Here is a 20,404-nt window from a genome sequence, read left to right on the forward strand (position 1 = left end):
CGTTATTGGTTCTGCCCAGATCCGGGTAGCAGACAGGACAAAAAGTTTAGTGGTATTTCAGGGGCGGTTTGGAGCGAATTGGTGGTATTGGTGATAGCTTTATTGGCATGAGTTGGGTATACTGTGTATAGCGTTAGAGGAAAGGAGGCAGACAACATGAAGCGATATAAAGTGGAAATGCAGCGAGAAGGTTCCGTAAAATATTTCTTTATACGGGATATGGAAACACTGGAAATTGTGTTGCTGCCAAGCAAGTATCTAATGCATCAGGTGCGGGCAAACCGTTCCCCGAATACTATACGGAGAAATGCATTTGCCCTTGCCTACTACTGGGAATATCTGCTGGAAGAAGAACATGAAGCAGAAGATGTCTATGGAATGGATTACGAAACGCAATATGATTTTTTCGCAGAATATCTGAAATGGCTGAAAGCTGGGAAACATACCGACAATTTGGATAAAGAACCGCAGAATAAAACCTGTAACGCTTACTTAAAAGAAGTGTTCAGGTTTTATTCTTTTTTAGAAGTAGTCAGAAATAACGGTTCCTGCCTGTCGGTATTATCCTATAATCAGCCGATCACAAAGGCAAATGCCATCGGGGTCAGAAGAACCATCCGCTCCCGGTCATTTAAAGGATACTTAAAAGAAGAGGAACGAAACGTCCGGGCAGCCGAACGGAACGAAATCGTAACGATTTTAGAAGCCTGTACAAACTGCAGGGATCAGGTGTTGATCTTACTGACATCGGAACTGGGATTCCGCATCGGTGAAATTTTGGGAATTGATTATACCAAAGACATCGATTACGAAAACCATGAGATCCGGGTAGACTTCCGGGATGATAATGAAAACGATGCAAGAGCAAAAAATGCCGAAGAGCGAAGAGGACGGGTGAGCGATGATACCTTTGAATTCCTGCTTTATTATATCGGGGAATACTGGGACATCCTGCAAAAACAGGAATACCTGTTTATTAACATCAAAGGGGATACCATAGGGAAGCCGTTAAGAGTAGACAGCGTCTACGATATGTTTGAACGCATGGAGAAAAAGACTGGGATCAAGATCACACCGCACATGCTTCGAAGATATTATGCAAATACGAGGTGGGAAGCAGACTGGCCGCTGGAAATGATCAGCCAGGCACTGGGACACAAGCATCTCGATACAACCATACGATATCTGAATGTTTTAGATGACAAGCTGAAAACAGCAAGTCAGGAATTTTACCGCCGATATTCCAAACTTTACGGAGTAGAACAGTTTTTGGAAAGCAGGAGGTGAAGATAGATGCCGGCAAGAAGGGTGTTTGCTTGGGAGCCGGAAGAACAATGGACATCAAGTGAAGAACGGGAAAAGAAGATAGAAGAACTGAGCCGGGAATTAGATGAAAGCATGGACAGCAACTCTGGAAAAGGCTGTCTGAAAGCATACTTGGTAAAAAATGAAGTGTGGCATATAGCAGACATCGATTATGAGCTTAGAGTGGATTATCGGAAATATCTGAAAAGCACTTATTCTGATTCAGCAGTACGCAGTTATTTACGTGGAATGGATAAGGCAAAATTATATGCAATCAGAAAGCATGCCAATACGTTAAAAGGAAAGCAGGAGATAGCAAAGAATACAGATTTAATCCGCGAACTGCTCTTTTTACCATATCACCCAAATCCGGCAATCGCAGAAAGATATGACTGCAAAGTTGCCATTGATAAATTAGTTTGGGATTTTCGTGTAAACGGCTCAGAGCTATGCAAGCGTCAGCTTTTAGAAATTATCGAAGATGTCGTACTGCGTGACATAATGCTGAGAGAATGCACAATGCGGTTAAACGGTTTGAAGGTGGTATATCAATTTTGTATGCAGGAACATATTGAGGATTTAAGATATATTACACAGGTACAGGCCGATAAACTTGAAAAATATGCAGATACGGCATATGCAAAAGAGCTTGCAGAAAGAGAACTCCGAGAATGTCAGAAATATCTTTTCTGCCATGCCAAGAATATTTTATGGGATTCAACAGTCTGGTATTTGGAAAGACTGCATCTGGAACAATATAGAGTCAACCCATCCAATCCTGTGAAAAAATTTTCCTTTATGGGCATAGAAAAAAGAGAGAACCGGGAAATTTTGCAGGAATACATGAAATACTGTCTGGGTGTTACACATTTGGCAATGAGTGGCATACAAGCCGAATTCTACAGGATTCTGGCATTTGTCATGTGGATGGAAAAAGAAACCGCGATGGAGCTGAAACTTGCATCAGAAACCGAAATAAAAAAATATTTCCAGATAATTGAGTTAAAAGAAGCTTCTTATTTTAATGATATTGTTATAGCAATCTATCAGCTATATGAATATCTGCAGACGAAAGAAATCATAGACAGGATACCATTTCGTTATGAGTATTATTTGAAAAAAGAAATACATTGTCATAATAACCGAAGCGTAGAGATGGAAATATATGAGAGGATTCTGAGAGAATTAAAAAATTTCCCTGAAATTCCAAGATTGATCCTTTTACATTCTATGCTGATTGGACTAAGGATCAGTGAAGTATGCACCCTGAAAGGGGATGCTTATTCCTGGCAGGGAAGAGATGCGTGGATACAGGTTTATCAGATGAAAATGCGAACATACAAAAGAGTACCGATTCCAGATGTTCTTTATAAGATTATGAAAAGATATTTGGAAAAATATCATATTGGAAGTGAGGATTATGTTTTTCAAAACAAACGGGGAGGGGCATATCAGTATGGTTCGTTTAAGTGGCAAATGAAAGAACTGTTTAATAAGAGGCAGGATATTTTCAAAGGGTATGATTTTAAATCACATGATTTCCGCCATACGATAGCGACTCTGTTATATGATGACGAAGTCCCTCTTCAGAGTATCCGGGACTATCTGGGACATGATTATGAAGAGATGACACAGCAGTATGTGGATTTTATGCCAAAGAAAATTTCAGCAGCGAATCAGGAGTTTTTCAGGAAAGGAGAAAACAGCCTGGCATCAGGAATCAAGAAGTGCAAACGTGGAAAATAAATTTTACATAAAAAAATTGGACTCCTATGAGAAAGCAAGTGAAATTTCAAAAATACGAATGGGAACAGAACCTTCGTATGACCTTGATTTACTGCCGTCTGTACAGATGCAGAAAGAAATGAGGAAGTTCCTGAAATACAGAGGACAACAGCTTGGGGCGGAAAAATTTTATACTGAGAGAAGATTTTACCATCATTTATGTAAAATGCTGCAAACCAGAAGAGACAGACCGGAAAGTTTTTTGGACTGGGACAAAGAAAAATGGAAGCAGCAGATGAAAATATGGCTTTTACAGCAGGGATTGCCCCTGACAGAAATTTCAAAATCCCATTGTGGGAATGAAACGGTATCACAGGCAAAGACATTACACTATATTGACCGATTAATAGATTATTTCCTTGATTTAAGAGATGCTGATGTAGATGAGATGACAAAGGATGTCTGGCAACTTGAAAAACTTGATATGCAAGTGAAACAGGATCTGACGCGCACGACCAGAATTATAAATTTTAAGGAAATCTCCCAACAGGATCTCAGAGAGGAAGTAAAAAAGGCAATTTATTTTCAACTGAAAACAGAAAGCATCGGTACTGTAAAAAAAGAAATGACTGCCATTCGAAGGTTTTCAAGATATCTGAAGGAAAACAATAAAGAAGTAGATTCCTGCTCAAAGCTGGACAGGAAAATCATGGAAGAGTATTTGATATACATGAAAACAGAAGATACCGGGACAAAAAGATATCGGGCGGAGCTGACGAGACTGCGGGCATTGCTGAATATGGTAGCTGACGTCTATCAATATCCGCAGGTAAAGGATTTAATTTTGAATCGGGATATTCCACCAGATATAAGGGGAGAAATCAAAATTTATTCCGATCAGGAATTAAAGCGATTTAATGCTTTCCTTACGAAAGTGGATGTGCAGACGGCGAGACTTATGCTTATTCATCAAATGCTTGGAACAAGAATGTCAGATACACTGACACTCAGGACAGACTGCCTGATTGAAAAAGACGGTGAAACCATAATACAGATCCACCAAATGAAAACACATTTTTATGAAAAACCGATTAGTCAGGAACTGGCTGCCTTAATAAAGGAAGCGATTCGATACAGAGAAAAGGAGCACGGAAAAGGTAAATACATTTTTACAAGTTTAAGTGATCCTTCAAAACCAATGAAATATGCTACAGTCCAGCAAAAAATTACAGATAAAATATATCAGGAAAATCTCCGAGATGATAAGGGAGAATATTTTGGATTCGGTTCTCACATGTATCGGCATATTTATGGCATGAAGCTTGCCGAGATGCATGTGGATGACTGGACAATCGCAAGACTACTGGGGCATAGAAGCCTGAGAAATGTAAAGTATTACAGAAAGATGAGCAACAAAATACTGGCAGATGATACACGAAAAACAAGAAACCGATTATCTAAGATGGTACTGGAATGTCTGGAAGGATGGGAGGAAGAATATGAAAAAATACGATTCGATGATAGCCTGCAATAAAAAAGCCAGTGAAGAAAAAGTAAACAGGGCAGTGACAGAAATCAGGCAGATGCTGACAGAACGGGAAAAAGTGACGGTCCCAAAACTGACAAAGAGGACAGGATTGTCCAGAGGATTCTTTTATAAGAATGAAACGGTCAGAAAAGAAATGGATCGTGCTCTGGAGCAGCAGGCAGGAATGATAGACCCCAAAAGATACATAGGTGACATTGTACTGAAGAATCGGATCAATGTATTAGAAGAACAGATCCGGGAGCTGAAACGTGAAAAAGAGCAAATGGAAAAAGAAAATGTAAGATTGAGAAAAGCCTTAAACAAGAAAGACCTGAACGTATTAAAAACTTTATAATCTGAATTAGAAAATAATCTGCAACGACCGGGAAGAATTTCCCGGTTGTTGTGGTTGGAATATAAAAGTGTAGATAACAAAAGGTGTGCATAAATTGTATTTATGATATACTTATCGATAAGTTAAATTCGAAGAAAGAGGATGATAGAAGATGGAAAATCCGTTTGAATTTCATGAAGAAGATACAATTATTGCATGCGTAGGTGACAATGGGGGAACTACCGATGAGGATATAAGAAATGGGTTCAAGCGTACCGTTGAACTTCTGACGGAATCATTGAAAACAGGTTCCGAAGTTGAAGATCTGTTAGTATATCCTATCGTTTATAACGCCAGACACAGTATTGAGCTATCTTTGAAGATTGTCATAAAAATGTTATGGCGAATAGAGGAAAAGAAAGGGATATGTTATTCTGAGGAAGTCTTAAAGGAAAGAAAAAAAGAATTACACACGCATAGTATTGAATGCCTATATAAATTAGCATGTGATAAGAAGAATATTGACAGAAGAATTCCTGCATATTTTGAGAATATAGAAGATATGATTTACTTTTATTATTTCGATGAAGAGGGGGATGCCTTCAAATATGAACTAAATAAAGAAGATGAACCACATATGATAAAAAACAAAATTTCTCATGTAAGTATTGAATTGTTAGAAACAGAATTTAAGGAAGTAATGAAAAAATTTGATGATTTGATATATTTTCTGGATAATTGTATCTTTGAATATTCGCTAGGAACATTTACCAAGAGCTTGTCGAGAGCAGATATATGGGATATTTCGAAGCGGCTTCCTGTATATGAAGAATGGAGAACAGAGAAATTCAAAGAAGTCAAAGATGAGATTAAGCAAGAATATCATCTCGGAAGTAAAGAATTTTCAGATGCTGTAAATCTAATTAAGGAAAATAGAGAGTTTTCGGTAAATATTGGATGCGAGAAAGTATTCGGGTCAATTACAGAAAATGAATTAAAAGAATACGCTTCATTGGTTAGATACTATTCTGAGAAAAGTAAATCTGACAACAAGGGTAAAGAGATAGGGTTCGATTTACGCAAAATACAAAAGAATGGGGAGATTTTGAAAAAATATTTATCCAGCATTTCTATGAATACATTAAATACACTATTATGTTTTAGTGAGATGAGTAATAGTTTCTTAGCGGTTGAACATTTGGAAGAGGTTCATGATGACATAGTCTCTAAGGCGTTTGACGGAACATATCTCATAAGAAAACTAAAACAAAGAAATATATGTTTAAGAATCTTATATGGAATGAAAAAGTGTGGACAGGTGACTTATGCAAAACAGTTGAGTGCTGCACTGGAACAAGAAGGAGTAGAGCTAACGCTTTGAGAACAATAGTGAACACGATACACTCGTGTCTCTGACGTTAAAGCCAGTGTTTTAGAGGGCTGGGAGAGGGATGCCTAATTTTATGGATGAACCCACCAGTGGATTGGATTATAGACATATGCTTGAGGTTTCAGAAAAATTAATACAGCTAAAAGAAATGAAAAAAACGTTGTTTCTGATAACGCATGATCCTGAACTGATATACAAATGCTGTACACATCTTATGTTTATTGAGCATGGCCGTATATTATGGCATCGGCCTATGGATAACGAGGCTGTAAGACTTTTACAGGAATTTTTCTCCCACGAAAAGGGTGATTCAGCAATGGCTATATGAAAGCGAAAGAGTACTTTGAAGTGGGCTGAGAGAAATGTTATTTGTCATAAGGACTAAAGAGAACTTATTTCGGATATAGAAATACGTAAGAGTAAGCTGGAAGTTAATATAATGATTCAGGCCGCAGTACTTTTTATAATAGTGACAATGTCGATTTATCAAAAAGTCTGCGGCAATTATTTTATAATTTAATATTTAAGTAAAACGAAATTTAATTGAATGTTTCATAAAGTCATCTACAGCCCTGTGATGTGACAAGCCTTTGAATGAAACAAACTGTTAAAATGGGCTATTTTAAAAAAATACACATTTAAAGGGGTAGAAATATTAAAAAGAATCCTGTAAAATACAATAGAGTTAGTTGCTGCTAACATGCCGAGGCTTTAACTAATAGTTAGTAGCAACTAACCAAAACCACTATATTACAGGAGGATCTTTATATGAGTGAAACAAAGGGAAGTAAGTTTAGTATCAGAGACGTAATCACGGTTGCAGCCATGTTGGTAATCAATTATATGATAGCAATGGTGGTCAGCGCTGTCACATTGCCATTTTCAGAAGTGTATTTATATGGTTCAGCCGCCATTGACGGCTTTTTAGGAGCTGTATTCTTCCTTGTAGCGGCAAACCGGGTGAACAAACATGGGCTGTTGTTTGTTTGGGCATTTGTGTATGGCCTTATCCAGGCACTTATGGGTTACGCCTTCTTGCTGCCATATTTCCTGATTGTAGGCGTTATTTCCGAGCTGTCTATGATTGGAAAAAATACATATAGAAAGCCGATCCGCAATATGATTGGCTGGGCTTTAAACAGTATCGGGAATTTCGTTGGATGTGCGGTGCCTCTCTGGTGGGCATGGGACAGTTATAAAGAAATGGCATTAAATAGTGGCTTTTCACAGGAAACCTTAGATATGCAGTTTTTAATGTCAACCCATCCGGGGCTGATGCTTTTGGGCTGTGCAATAACCGGTCTTCTTGCTGTATTAGGTGTTCTGTTCGGGCAGAGACTATTAAGAAGACATTTTCAGAAAGCTGGTATTTTGGAATGATTATGAATCATAGTAACATCAGAAAAGTGGAGCAGATCGATGGCAGGACAGTGTTGCTGTTGGCTGTCTGCGCATGCTTCACTTCCTTCTTAAGCACCAGTTTGCTGGGGCATGGTTTATATATGATATGGCTTTTTCTATTGTTATGCTATTTTGAGTTATTTACGATGGGATTAGGAATGTTGGGGGTATATATCCTGTCGGTAGTTTGGCTGGCTATTAATACAAAATACCATATCTCTTTTCCATCACCGCTGTTATTTCATATGCTTTATCGTCTATTGATGCCGGCGATGATTGTGTGTCTGATAGTGCATATACCTTCAGGCAAACTGACTTCCAGTATAAGGAAGTTACCGATTCCCGAAAATATAATGCTGATTATAATTGTCATGCTCCGGTTTGCTCCCACCCTTGTTCATGAGTTTGGTGAAGTAAAAGACGCTATGAAGGTAAGAGGCTTTTTGCGGTCTATAAGGACAGTCCTTTTTCACCCGCTTAGTACATTGGAATATGCAATTGTCCCTATGGTTTTCAGAAGCCTGAAAATAGCGGACGAACTGGCATCATCAGCCATTGTCAGAGGAATCGAGAGTCCGTATAAGAAAGATAGCTATTACATTATAAGTCTGACTGCAAAAGATATTTTCTTAGTAATGTCCAGTACCATCATTGCTGTTGTTTGCTGCAGGGTTTAAATCAGTGGGGGGCGGTTGGGTTAGTCTGGATTCAGGAGGTGAGGTTATGATATACAATGGGAAATTGATTAAGAATTCGGAAGGTATTAGCCCCCAAAGTACAATAATGTTTTGTTTCCCATATGCAGGAGGCGGTGCCGCTTTCTATGCTAAGTGGATTCAATATTTTGACAAGAAACTTTCGGTTTGCCCCATACAATTACCGGGAAGAGAAGAACGTATTGGTGAGAAGCCATATTTGAACATGCAATCACTTGTAAAAGACGTTGTGGACGCTATTATGAGGTTTGACAATGACTTTATCCTATTTGGCCATAGCATGGGCGGCAAAATAGCATTTGAAGTTGAAAAAATGCTTGAGAACAACAAAAGGGTAGCAAAGTTGGCGATTTTCTCCGGAAGCAGAGTTCCCCATATTCCGGAACCACAGCCGATATCTCATTTGACAGAACAGGAGTTTTTGATTGGCCTGGAACGATATGACGGTATTCCGGAAGAAATAAAAATGGATAAAAGACTGTTGAACTTTTATATGCCGATAATCAGATCGGATTTTATTCTGGATGAAAGCTATTATCCGGATGCCCCATCAAAATTAATATGTCCAGTTTTGGCAATTGGCGGGAATGAGGATAGGGAAGCGACCCTGGCCGATATTAAGAGATGGTCTGAATACACGCAGAGCAAGTTTCAGTATTACCTTTTCAGAGGCGGGCATTTCTTTATAAAAGAAGATGAGGAAAATGTATTAAAGTTAATTCATCAAAAATCTGAGGAGTTTATCAATCGTGAAAATTAAAGTGATTCGTCCTACATTCACTTCACGGCATTGCTTTATGAATAATCTTCCTCCAGAAGAAATACAGGTTTGGATTCTGCGGTGGAGAAGCATGACAGGTTGGATAAAAGAGAATTGGGGAATCTTGAATGAAGAAGAGATAAAGCAATATACATCATATGTAAAGTATGAAGACATAATGAGAGGTGCAATAGGGCGAATCGCTGTAAAAAAGATTTCTTCATCTTATCTTGGCAAAGATATAAAAGATATACAAATTGAGAGAGGACGTTTTGGGAAACCATATCTGTGCTGTTCTGGAAAACGTCTATCTATAAATTACAACCTATCTCACTCGGGAGAGATTGTAATGCTTGCCTTTGGACGTAATGTTCAGGTTGGCGTAGATGTGCAGGCAATAAAACAAATACAGGAATATCAAAGGCTCGCAGAAAATTATTTTTCACCAGAAGAAACAGCAACTGTAATCAGGCAAAATAATATTGAGTCCTTTTTTGAATCTTGGACAGCGAAAGAAGCCTATGTGAAGGCAATCGGCTATGGGCTTTATAAAGATTTCGCCTCTTTTTCTGTAAAAATCGGCGGAACCAGCAGTGAAAGCTACGGAGATCAGATTTGGCGGATTTGTCAAATTGCTGTAGATAAATGTCATAAAGCATGTTTGGCATATGGAATGAGGAATGAGAATGAACTATGGGAAGAAATTGCGACCGGTACAGGAGAAAACGATAGATATCTGGCTGGGAGAAAGGTTTAAAGCAAATAGAAATAAGACCGCTATTGTGGAGGGCATAAATCGTATTACCTATGGAGAACTGGAAAAGAAAATCAACCAGTATGGCTGCTATTTCAAAAGGCGCGGGATAAGCAAGGGTGAACTGGTTGTTTTGCGAATACCGAATGTAAAAGAGTTTGTATTTGGTTTGCTGGGGTTAATTAAAATAGGTTCAATCCCAATTGTTACAAACTCTTTATTTGGTGAGAATGAGTTAAAGGGCATTTTTGATAAGACGGATGCCTCAACATTGGTTTTCTATGATAAGGACGAAGTATCATTAAGGATTCACAAGGGGCGTGCAAGCAGACAGATTTGTAAAATCGCAGTCAAGGATATAGCCGAAGGATTGAAAGAAGACACCGAAAATATCATCGAAGAAAACAAGGAGCTTGACAGCATAGCCCTCCTTATGTTGTCAAGCGGAACAACCGGAGTTCCTAAATTAGTGCCAATCACTCATAGAATGATTTATTGGCATATTTATGGATATAATCAGAAATTCCAGTTTACGTCCTCTGACAGTTATTTAGCTTGTCTGCCATTAGCACATAAGGTTGGGTTATATTCGCCCGGAATTCTGAATGTGTTTTTCGCAGGGGGAAAAGCTGTTTTATGCAGTGACCTGGACTGCGATGATATTTTTGTACAAGTTGAAAAAGAAAATATTACAATTACAGCCTTAGTTCCAACACTGGCGCGAATCTGGAATCAGTATCTGAATCAAGAGTGTGGATATGATTTGAGCAGCGTCAGGAAAATCATTATTGGAGGTTCCTTGGTTGATGAGAGCCTTGTTACAAAATTAATTGAAAAGGTGGAATGTGAGGTCTTACCCCTTTATGGAGCAACGGAAGGACTGGCCCTGTATAGTATTTATGATCGCAGCAATCTTGGCGATGCGGTAGGCTACCATTATTCGGTGTCTGGCTATGAGGAAATCCGGATTATTGATGAGAATGGCATGGACGTACTGAATGGTGAAGAAGGAGAATTGATAATTCGTGGACCATTTACCATTCAAAGTTATTATAACCAGGATGTCAGTATGAAAGATAAGTTCACATCGGACGGATTTTATAGAACAGGCGATAAAGTGAGATGGGATTCCACATATGGATATCAGGTACAGGGAAGGATCACGGACCAAATAAATAGGTCTGGTGAGAAAATAGAACCGAGAGAGATTGAAATATTTATAAGTGAACATCCGAACATTGATGAGGCGGTGGTAGTAGGTGTTGAGGATTTTCTAATGGGAGAAAGAATTTGTGCTTTCATCATGACTGCGGATGAAAAAATTAATTTATCACATATACGAAAATTTCTTATGGAAAAGGGGTTGGCAACATATAAGCTACCAGACCAGCTTGTGAAGATAGATGAGTGGCCTCTTACATCGGTAAAAAAGATTAACCGGGTAAAGCTGCGGGAGATTGCGAATAACACTGCAGGGAAGGAGAAAATATGAAATCGGAGATTACATATGCAGAGCTGTGTCAGATTATAGCAGAGATTGGGGAGTATTCTTATACTGCAGATATAGAAAACATAAATTTGATTGAGGCTGGATTTGAATCCTTAAAGGTAATGCTAATATCCAGTGAGCTAAAACGCAGAGGTATCAATGTCCGCGTTTCTGAATTGCTGAAAAAACCGTATCTGGCGGAATGGTGGAAAATAATAAAAATGCAGAGTGTCAGCGCAGAAAGTAAAAAGGAAGTGGATAGGAGTCGGACGGAAACGATGGAATTTCCTCTTACCGATGTTCAGCATGCGTATTGGGTGGGCAGAAATCCAGATCAGGTGATGGGAGGAATATCGTGCTATCTGTATTTTGAGTTTGAATGTGGGGAAATAGACCGGCAGAGGTTATCAAAGGCGTGGGAAAACGTGCAATACCTGCACTCATCGCTCCGGACAAAGTTTTTGGAGAGCGGAACCCAGGTTATTCAGGATAAACCATATAATTCCAGCATCATAATATATGACTTACAACAATTAGATGAAACAGAAAAGAAAGAGAAAATGGAAGCGGTAAGAAATGAGTACAGTCATAAAGTGTTGGCTGTTGAACGAGGCGAAGTGGCAGTACTCATTTTATCGGTTATAGGCAAGAACAAAACTATCTTGCATTTTGGCATTGATTTGCTGGTAGCGGATTTAAAGAGCATAAAGATTATTTTTTCGGATTTAGAAAAATTATATAATGATTGTTCTTTTGAGAAAACGCAATCGCCTTTTTCTCTTGAAGAGCACATGAAGCATAAAGAAAATGAGGACGCTTACCGAAAAGTGGCCGCTTATTGGAAAGAACACTTTGCTACACTGCCGGAAGCGCCGGAACTGCCATTAAAGAGAGCGTATCAATCGGTAAAGAAGCCGGTGTTTAAAAGAAGAAATTTTATGCTGGAGAAAGCGGATTGGGACAGGCTTGCGGCAAGTGCTGCGAAGAACCAGGTCACACCTGCAATGATACTGCTGACCATTTATACACAGATATTAGAACGTTACAGCAATCAATCGGATTTTCTGATGAATATACCTCTGTTTAACAGACCGTCAGAAGCAGAGGACAAAGTGGCTGATTTTACAAATATCCTTTTGCTTCCGGTAAAGGGCATTGAAGAACGAGGTTTTATTAGTAAAACGAAAAGAATTCAGGAAGCCTTTCTGGAATCGCTGGACTATTCTGCTTATTCCGGAGTGAAAGTAATAAGAGATATACTAAGGTCAAGGCCAACACAAAAGCTTGTGGCGCCAATCGTATTTTCTTGTGACTGCATGGAACCAATCATTACTGATGGGTTTGCAGGGAGTTTTGGCAAATTAAAATATATTTCTTCACAGACACCGCAAGTTTTGATAGATTTCCAGGTCATGAGATTCCCGGAAGGCATTTTGCTTTCGTGGGACACAGTTGAAGATGTATTCCCGAAAGGCTTTATAGAGGATATGTTCAGTGCCTATATAGAATGTTTGAGATGGACTATATCCAATCCTGACAAATGGGGGGAAGAACTTCCTGTAATATCAGAGACAAAATTCGCAGAGAGATATTCAGGCATAAATACAATTGGGGTAAAGCAGAATCTATGTCTGCATGAACTTGTTTTTAGAAATGCAACAGACCGTAGCAGCAAAACGGCTGTCATAGAAGGCACCGGCAGAACCTTGACTTATTATGAGCTGTGCAAAGAAGCGAAGAAATTAGCACGTTTATTACAGCTGGAAGGTGTAGGGCCTGGCGATAAGGTGGCTGTGCGATTGCCCAGGGGAGCAGAACAGATAATATCAGTACTATCAATATTGCTGCTGGGTGCATGTTATGTGCCGATTGGAATGAACCAGCCGGATAAGCGCATCGAAAAGATCGTGAAACGCGCTGATATAAGATATATGGTATCTCATGGCTGTCATTTAAGGTTAAACAGAGTGAATATCATTGATGTGAATGACCGGGCGAAGCGGGAGGAGATATCTGCCAATGAACCAGTAAATCCTTCCAGCAGTGCTTATGTTATTTTCACCTCTGGAACTACTGGAGAACCCAAAGGCGTGGAGATTTCCCATTTTTCAGCCATGAATACAATTTGTGATGTGAACAAGAAATGTGACATCAGTGAAAAAGATAGTTTATTGGCAGTGTCTTCTTTGGAATTTGATTTATCGGTTTATGATATATTTGGAATTCTTGGAACGGGCGGGACTATAGTCTTGCTGGACGAGGCGAGTAAAACAGATGCTGCTCAATGGTTGGATTTAGTTACCAGATACCATATAACCTGTTGGAATTCAGTGCCTTTTCTATTACGGATGCTTCTGGAACAGGCACAGGCTGAGGAGATGAAATTGCAATCCCTTAAAACCGTATTGTTGTCCGGGGACTGGATTGGTACGGACCTGCCGGCAAAATTAGCAGATGTTGCTCCAAATTCTGAATTGACAGCTCTTGGTGGAGCAACTGAAGGTTCTATATGGTCTAATTATTATCAGGTGAAGCTGCCTGTTCCTAAAGAGTGGGTATCAATTCCATATGGAACTCCCCTGGACGGACAGCTATACAGGGTCGTTGACCAGAGGGGAAGAGACTGCCCTGATTGGGTGCCGGGAGAATTATGGATTGGCGGAATTGGAGTGGCAAAGGGCTATGTCGGTGATGAAACCACTACAAATAATAAGTTTGTATCATTTAAAAACATAAGATGGTATAAAACCGGTGATATGGGAAGGTTTTGGAATGATGGAACAATTGAATTCCTGGGAAGAAAAGATACGCAGGTAAAATTCAGAGGGTACCGGATTGAACTGGGAGAGATTGAAGCAGCAATCAACAGGGCGGAAGGTATTAAGAGTTCTGTTGCATGTATCGTTTCGGAAGGCGGCAGTCAAAAACTTTGTGCGTTTATTGTTAAAAACGACCCAGATAGTGAGTTGATTCAGGACGAAACCATAAATCAGTCGATTAGTTCCTATCTTCCTCTCTATATGGTTCCATCTGAATATCAATATGGAAAGTCTATACCGTTGAGTGCAAATGGGAAAGTTGACCGTAAAATGGTAGCAGAATTGTTTTTTAAAGAACGTCAGGCTGTGGCCGGTTACGAAAAACCGCAGGGAGCTATAGAAGAAGAATTAGAACGGCTATGGATAGAAGTACTCGGTTCCACAAAGTATTCAAGAGATATCAGCTTTTTTAAAGCCGGAGGCGATAGCTTAAAGGCGATTATGCTGATTGATAAAATTAAAAAGTCACATTTAGTCAATGGAGATCTCGGGACAGCAATATTAGTGAATGCCCCTACGATTAGAGAACTGGCAAGTCAGATACAAATGATTAATCAGGGTGCAGAGTTGACGATTGATACCATTTAGCTGCAGACAAGGAGAAAAAATTATGGATATCCAAAAGTACATTAATGAGCTGGCAGAAAAAGAAATTGTAATTTGGTGTGAAGGTGATTCCATCAAGTTCAAAGCTCCGAAGGGGGCAATGACAGAGGAAAATAAAAATAAGTTGAGACAGTATAAGTCAGAAGTGCTGGATTATTTAAAAGCACATAATAACTTAGTGTTCACCAGTGATACAAAACGGAGATATGAAAAATTCCCACTGACCGACATACAAAATTCCTATGTTATGGGAAGAAATCGTTTATATGAATTGGGTGGAATTGGTTGCCACGGTTACATAGAAATTGAAGTCAATAGATTACTTGATCCTGGTCAGCTGGAGGTTGCATGGAATAAAGTGATACAAAAGCATGATATGCTGCGGGCAATTGTATCGGCATCCGGTTATCAGATTGTCCAGGAGGCAGTACCTTCAGTGGAAATCATAGTACTTGACGGGCGGGATAAAGATATTAGCGCTGATAAGGAAGAACTGAGAACTGAGTTATCTACGAAGCAGTATCAGCTTGGAACGTGGCCCATGTGTGATTTGGCCTTGAGTATTGAGAAAGACAAAAGCATAATCTATTTTTCGTTAGACATGCTTATTTCTGACTTTGCAAGTATGAATGTAATGCTTAATGATCTTGAAAGGTTTTATGAGAATCCTCATGAAATCATTATACCGACTACGTCTTACAGAGATATTGTTTTATATCAGGAGAAGCGGAAAACATTTAATAGCAAATCAAGGCAGGAAGCGGAAGTTTATTGGAATAAGAAAATATCAATGATGGGAGATGCACCTAACCTTCCGGTTATAGGGATGGAGGACAATCAGGAAGTGAGCTTCCTTCAGAAGAAAGTGTTCTTGAATGATAAACAATGGAAAGCTTTTGTTGAATTGGCAAAATCGTATAATATTACGCCATCTGTGTTTGTTATGGCAGCACTGGCGGAGGTAATAGCAGTTTGGTCTGGTGACAAAAAGTTCTGTATTAACACTACACTGCTCAACAGACCGGAAGTGGCTGAAGATATATATAAAGTGGTTGGTGATTTCACAGATGTCAATATTACTGCCATTGATATAGAGTATAGTGAAACATTTCTGGAAAGAGTGAAAAAACTGCAAATGGATCTCTGGTCTGATTTAGAACATAAAGATGTGTCCGGAGTAGAAATAATAAGACGTCTAACGAAAGAACGCAAGAAAAATGTAATTATGCCGGTTGTGTTCACAAGTACTTTGGGGGTTAGTTCAAAGGATGATACAACTGTAAAAAACAGAATTGTATATAAACTGAGTCAGACTCCGCAGGTGTATATAGACTGCCAGGCCGCAGAAGAAAACGGTGGTGCCACTATTAACTGGGACGTGCGAAATGGTGTATTTGAGGGCTATATAATAGAAGAAATGTTTGGAAGTTTTGCTTTGTTGCTTCAATCTATAGCCGATAAAAATAGTGAAGTTCTTAAGGAAAAATACCCGGTCAGCCTTATGAAGGAAACCCTTGAAATAAGACGTGATGTAAATAATACTTTTAAAAATATTATGCCGGCAATGCTTGAAGATGGATTCCTGAAATCTTTTAACCTTTACCCTGATAAAACGGCATTAATAACTGATGAGGGAGAATATACATATCGTTCACTTGGGGGATATGTGAATGCTGTACTGCGTATTTTGGGCGAGGCAGGAACCCAGGACGGCGATAAGATAGGAATTGATACAAAAAAACATGTATGGCAGGTAGCTGCGGTACTGGCTGCCCTTATTTCAGGAGCGACTTATGTGCCAATAGATGTGCAGCAGCCTGATAAACGCAAAGAGAAAATTATAAGAAGTGCAGATATTAAACTGCTTTTTTCAGAAGCAGGGAATGAGGATTTAGAACAATACTGCAATGTTGTAGATATTCACAGCCTAAAACCGGAACCGACAGAATCGTTGCCTATTGATAAAATAGATTATGACAGGCCGGCTTATATTATATTTACATCTGGAACAACCGGTGAACCCAAAGGGGTTATCATGACTCATCGTGCAACATCAAATACAATTGCGGATGTTAATGAAACATATGCAGTTGGTGAGAGGGATGTATTCCTGGGGTTGTCAAATTTATCATTTGACCTTTCTGTATATGATTTATTTGGCTGTTTTTCAGCAGGAGGAACATTAGTATTACCCAGTACAGATAAAATTAGGGATTCCAAATATTTGTCGGAATTAATAATCAGACATAGGGTTTCTGTAATAAATGCGGTTCCTGCTTTGCATCAGATGATTGTTTCCTATCTTGAATCCGCAAATGTCAGCGTGGATTATCAGGTGAGGCTGTTATTACTTTCTGGTGACTGGATTCCCGTAACCCTGCCGCATAGGATTTACGATCTGTTTGGCGATTGCCGTGTGATCAGCCTTGGTGGAGCCACGGAAGCAGCAATCTGGTCAATCAGTTACGATATTTCTAAAAAAGCAGTATTTACAAAAAGCATTCCATATGGATATCCAATGTCCAATCAAACATTTTATGTTCTAAACAACGAAATGCAGCCCTGCCCTAATGGGGTAGACGGAAGCCTGTACATTGGAGGAATCGGATTATCCTCCGGCTACCTGAAGGATGAACAGCTGAATCGTGAAAAGTACCCTGCTCTTCCGTGGAGTGGAGAGCGCATTTACAGAACCGGGGATAAGGGGTGCTATTTACCAGACGGAGTCATTATTTTTAAAGGACGCGAGGACGGCGATAATCAGGTTAAAATACACGGCCATAGAGTTGAACTGGCTGAAATTAGTTCTGTCTTAAATGAACATCCACTGATTGAAAGGGCTGTCGCTTTAGCGTTAGGTGAAAGCCCGGAGGATTTGCATATTGATGCAGTCATTTCTCCGGTCAGGAAAAAGACTGTGGCATCACCGGCTCTGGACGATAAAGAGGAATATTTGCTCAAGTCCATAAAACAATATTATGAAGAGCAGATGGATCAGGATTTACTTGAAAAGTGGATTAAGAAGTCAGAGGAAGTTGTTTCTGCGGACATATACAACACGTTTAGAAAGCGCGGAATTTTTTCGGATAAATCCAAAGCCTTCAATTTTGAGCAAATTGTAGAAATGATGTCGATACCGGAGAAACTGCACAAATTGACAAAAAGATGGCTGCAGGTATTGGTTAATGAAGGAATTATCACATGTGAAGCCAATGCATATAAAGCTTCTGAGATAAGTACGGATTTAGGTTCTGAAAAGCTTTGGAAGGAATTTTTTGAAATAGAGGACGATTTCCAATACAGCAAGGAGTTTGTTGATTATTTGAAGGAATCGAGTGATTTGCTTCCAGAACTGATTCAGGGAAAAGAGGACCCTCTGAATATTCTGTTTCCAAAGGGAGACACAGACCCGGCGCTGGCAGCTTATCATGACAATAAAGTAAATGGGATGCTCAACAACATTGCTACGAAAGAAATACGTTATCTGTGCGAGAAAAAGAATAAAAAAAGTCCGGAGAAACCCTTTAGAATATTAGAGGTGGGAGCTGGAGTTGGTGGAACCTCTCTCGATGTGATACCCGAGCTTGAAGGCTGTAATGTTGAGTATTATTTTACTGATCTTTCGGTTTTCTTCTTAAATAAGGCACAGGAAAATTTCGGTAAGTATAATTGGGTGAAATACGGGATTTTCAATATTAATGAAGACTTCGTATCGCAAGGGTATGAGGCATTCAGCTTTGATGTGATTTTATGTGCAAACGTGCTCCATAACTCACGGAATATCAATAGTGTCATGAAAAATTTAAAGGGCTTATTATCAGAGGACGCGTCCATTATCATACTTGAGGAAACACGAACAAGTTACCTGTTGCTTACGTCAATGGAATTTAAGGACGGCTTAACCGGTTTTACGGACGAACGCAGCGAACATGACCAGACATTCTTCACACGAAAACAGTGGGAAGATATATTTAAGAGGCATGATGGGCAGCTGCTTTATGAATTCCCTGATAAGGGTAGCAAATTGGACTTAGCTGGACAGACAATATATGTGGTTCGCTTTGCCGGAGAATATGAGCAGTTAGAAAAGGAGGCGGTCAGAGGCTATTTGGAAAGTACAGTATCTCCGTACATGGTTCCAAACCAGATTCTGATTCTTCCGGATATGCCACTATCTGCAAACCGTAAAGTGGATACCAGAAAAATCAAAGAATACTTCAAGAGTTGGGACCATAAGGAGAATATCAAGAAAAAGGACGAGTTGCCCCAGACAGATCTGGAGCGGCGCATTGCCGAAATATGGTGCAAAGAGCTGGGGATTACTTCTGTGGGGAGAAATGATGATTTCTATCTGGTGGGCGGTGATTCTCTGTTAATTGCTCAAATCATTGGGAAGATGATGGAGAACATATCGGAAGCCTCCGGCTGGGAGTGGAGCAACCTTCTGACAGAAATGATGAAAGCACCCACTATTAAGCAGATAGCAGAAAGCCTTTTGAACCATCAAAATGATAAGGGAAATCTTGAGGACCCGTCCTTAATGATTCTGAAAAATAGCAGTTTAAATAATGAGGATTCTGTTGCGAAGGTTTTTTTCCATGCCGGAGCGGGAACCTTAACACCCTATACGGATTTACTGTCTCGCATAAAAGAGGACAGCAAGGACAGTGAAAGCATTATCGGCTTTGTTTTTGGAAATGATGCAGAGTATATTTCTATGGAAACCAGCCAGACCTTCCGGTTGTTGGGGAGGAAATATGGTGAGATATTGGAAAAAATGGGATATAAAAATTATATTCTTGTGGGCCATTGCGTGGGTGGTCTGATTGCACTGGAAACAGCACAATATTTGAGAAATAAAGGAATTTCCGTTTCTGATGTGACGCTGATAAGCACCGGTATTCCAAAGCGGAAAGAGAACACGATTTTAGCGGATGCATCGGATGAGATATTCCGTAATGCATTGCATTCAAGCCTGGATAACGAACTGCTGTTGGAGAGGATTTTTGCAAGAGTGATTGGGGCAGATGCATATAAGGCAGGATATCAGGTAAGCGATGAGCGGTTGCAGCAGTATATAGAGTATATTTCCAGATGTGGAAGTGGTGAAATTACAGTAAAAGCATTATGCGAAACGGGCGGGGAGTATGAAGATGTGGCTGAAGAGTTCCGCCGGCTCGCCAGCTATACAATTTCAGAAAGGTTAAATGCTTTATACCGCACGATTGAGCGTCCAAATGGGGAGTTGATGGAACATCAGCTGAAGATGCTGAATGTACTTTTCCGGATATTCTCACAAAATTTCAGATGTGTGTCCAGTTATATACCGAAGCTTTACTATGGAAATATAAGGATTTTCTGTTGTGAGATTTTAGGAAGCCACTTTTATCCGGGATTTTTTGAGGAAGATTTTGAAACATGGAAACCATATATCAAGGGGAATTTAAAATATAATACAATTGCAGGACAACATTTTGATTGTATTATTGGTGATAATCTGGAAAAGAATATTTCTAAGATTTTAGATTTTAACTATTAACGATTGCCAAAGGGTGCCCATCACCGTATGGACACCCT

The 20,404-nt window shown here is 39.5% G+C and carries 13 protein-coding genes; all 13 read left to right on the forward strand.

The window, feature by feature from the left end; translation table 11 throughout:
- Positions 1-156: 156 nt before the first annotated feature.
- Positions 157-1,287 carry a tyrosine-type recombinase/integrase gene (locus tag MUB35_RS18045; RefSeq protein ID WP_055155791.1) on the forward strand — a complete coding sequence of 377 codons (1,131 nt, stop codon included), beginning with the start codon at positions 157-159 and terminating at the stop codon, positions 1,285-1,287.
- Positions 1,288-1,293: 6 nt separating this feature from the next.
- Positions 1,294-3,051 carry a tyrosine-type recombinase/integrase gene (locus tag MUB35_RS18050; RefSeq protein ID WP_240577360.1) on the forward strand — a complete coding sequence of 586 codons (1,758 nt, stop codon included), beginning with the start codon at positions 1,294-1,296 and terminating at the stop codon, positions 3,049-3,051.
- A complete protein-coding gene (locus tag MUB35_RS30680; protein ID WP_244791304.1) occupies positions 3,041-4,564 on the forward strand; it encodes a tyrosine-type recombinase/integrase in 1,524 nt (507 codons plus the stop codon). Before MUB35_RS18050 ends, MUB35_RS30680 begins: the two co-directional genes overlap by 11 nt.
- Positions 4,530-4,913, forward strand: coding sequence for a DUF6262 family protein (locus MUB35_RS18060; RefSeq protein WP_173691398.1), 384 nt, complete (start codon positions 4,530-4,532; stop codon positions 4,911-4,913). The genes MUB35_RS30680 and MUB35_RS18060 overlap by 35 nt, the downstream gene beginning before the upstream one ends.
- Before the next feature lie 151 nt (positions 4,914-5,064).
- On the forward strand, positions 5,065-6,273 hold the full coding sequence (locus MUB35_RS18065) for a hypothetical protein (protein WP_055155795.1): 1,209 nt from the start codon (positions 5,065-5,067) through the stop codon (positions 6,271-6,273).
- An 82-nt stretch (positions 6,274-6,355) separates the two neighbouring features.
- Positions 6,356-6,610: a hypothetical protein gene (locus tag MUB35_RS18070; protein ID WP_331477570.1), complete on the forward strand. Its 255-nt coding sequence runs from the start codon at positions 6,356-6,358 to the stop codon at positions 6,608-6,610.
- A 440-nt stretch (positions 6,611-7,050) separates the two neighbouring features.
- Entirely contained in the window at positions 7,051-7,662 is a 612-nt protein-coding gene (locus MUB35_RS18075; RefSeq protein ID WP_006567746.1) for an MptD family putative ECF transporter S component, read from the forward strand.
- A 2-nt stretch (positions 7,663-7,664) separates the two neighbouring features.
- Complete coding sequence (locus MUB35_RS18080; RefSeq protein ID WP_330385484.1) at positions 7,665-8,360, forward strand: energy-coupling factor transporter transmembrane component T; 696 nt, start codon at positions 7,665-7,667, stop codon at positions 8,358-8,360.
- A gap of 46 nt (positions 8,361-8,406) precedes the next feature.
- Positions 8,407-9,159, forward strand: coding sequence for a thioesterase II family protein (locus MUB35_RS18085; protein WP_024739135.1), 753 nt, complete (start codon positions 8,407-8,409; stop codon positions 9,157-9,159).
- The gene (locus tag MUB35_RS18090; protein WP_025483254.1) at positions 9,149-9,916 is read left to right on the forward strand and encodes a 4'-phosphopantetheinyl transferase family protein; all 768 of its coding nucleotides are present in this window, start codon (positions 9,149-9,151) and stop codon (positions 9,914-9,916) included. The genes MUB35_RS18085 and MUB35_RS18090 overlap by 11 nt, the downstream gene beginning before the upstream one ends.
- A complete protein-coding gene (locus MUB35_RS18095) occupies positions 9,846-11,405 on the forward strand; it encodes an AMP-binding protein (protein WP_006567742.1) in 1,560 nt (519 codons plus the stop codon). Before MUB35_RS18090 ends, MUB35_RS18095 begins: the two co-directional genes overlap by 71 nt.
- Positions 11,402-14,809 carry a non-ribosomal peptide synthetase gene (locus MUB35_RS18100; protein WP_008726745.1) on the forward strand — a complete coding sequence of 1,136 codons (3,408 nt, stop codon included), beginning with the start codon at positions 11,402-11,404 and terminating at the stop codon, positions 14,807-14,809. Before MUB35_RS18095 ends, MUB35_RS18100 begins: the two co-directional genes overlap by 4 nt.
- 22 nt (positions 14,810-14,831) lie before the next feature.
- Positions 14,832-20,366 (forward strand): non-ribosomal peptide synthetase, encoded by a 5,535-nt coding sequence (locus MUB35_RS18105; protein WP_024739133.1) that lies wholly within the window; start codon positions 14,832-14,834, stop codon positions 20,364-20,366.
- Positions 20,367-20,404: the final 38 nt, after the last annotated feature.

Source organism: Blautia sp. NSJ-175 (assembly GCF_022867815.1).
GTDB lineage: Bacteria > Bacillota > Clostridia > Lachnospirales > Lachnospiraceae > Blautia > Blautia celeris.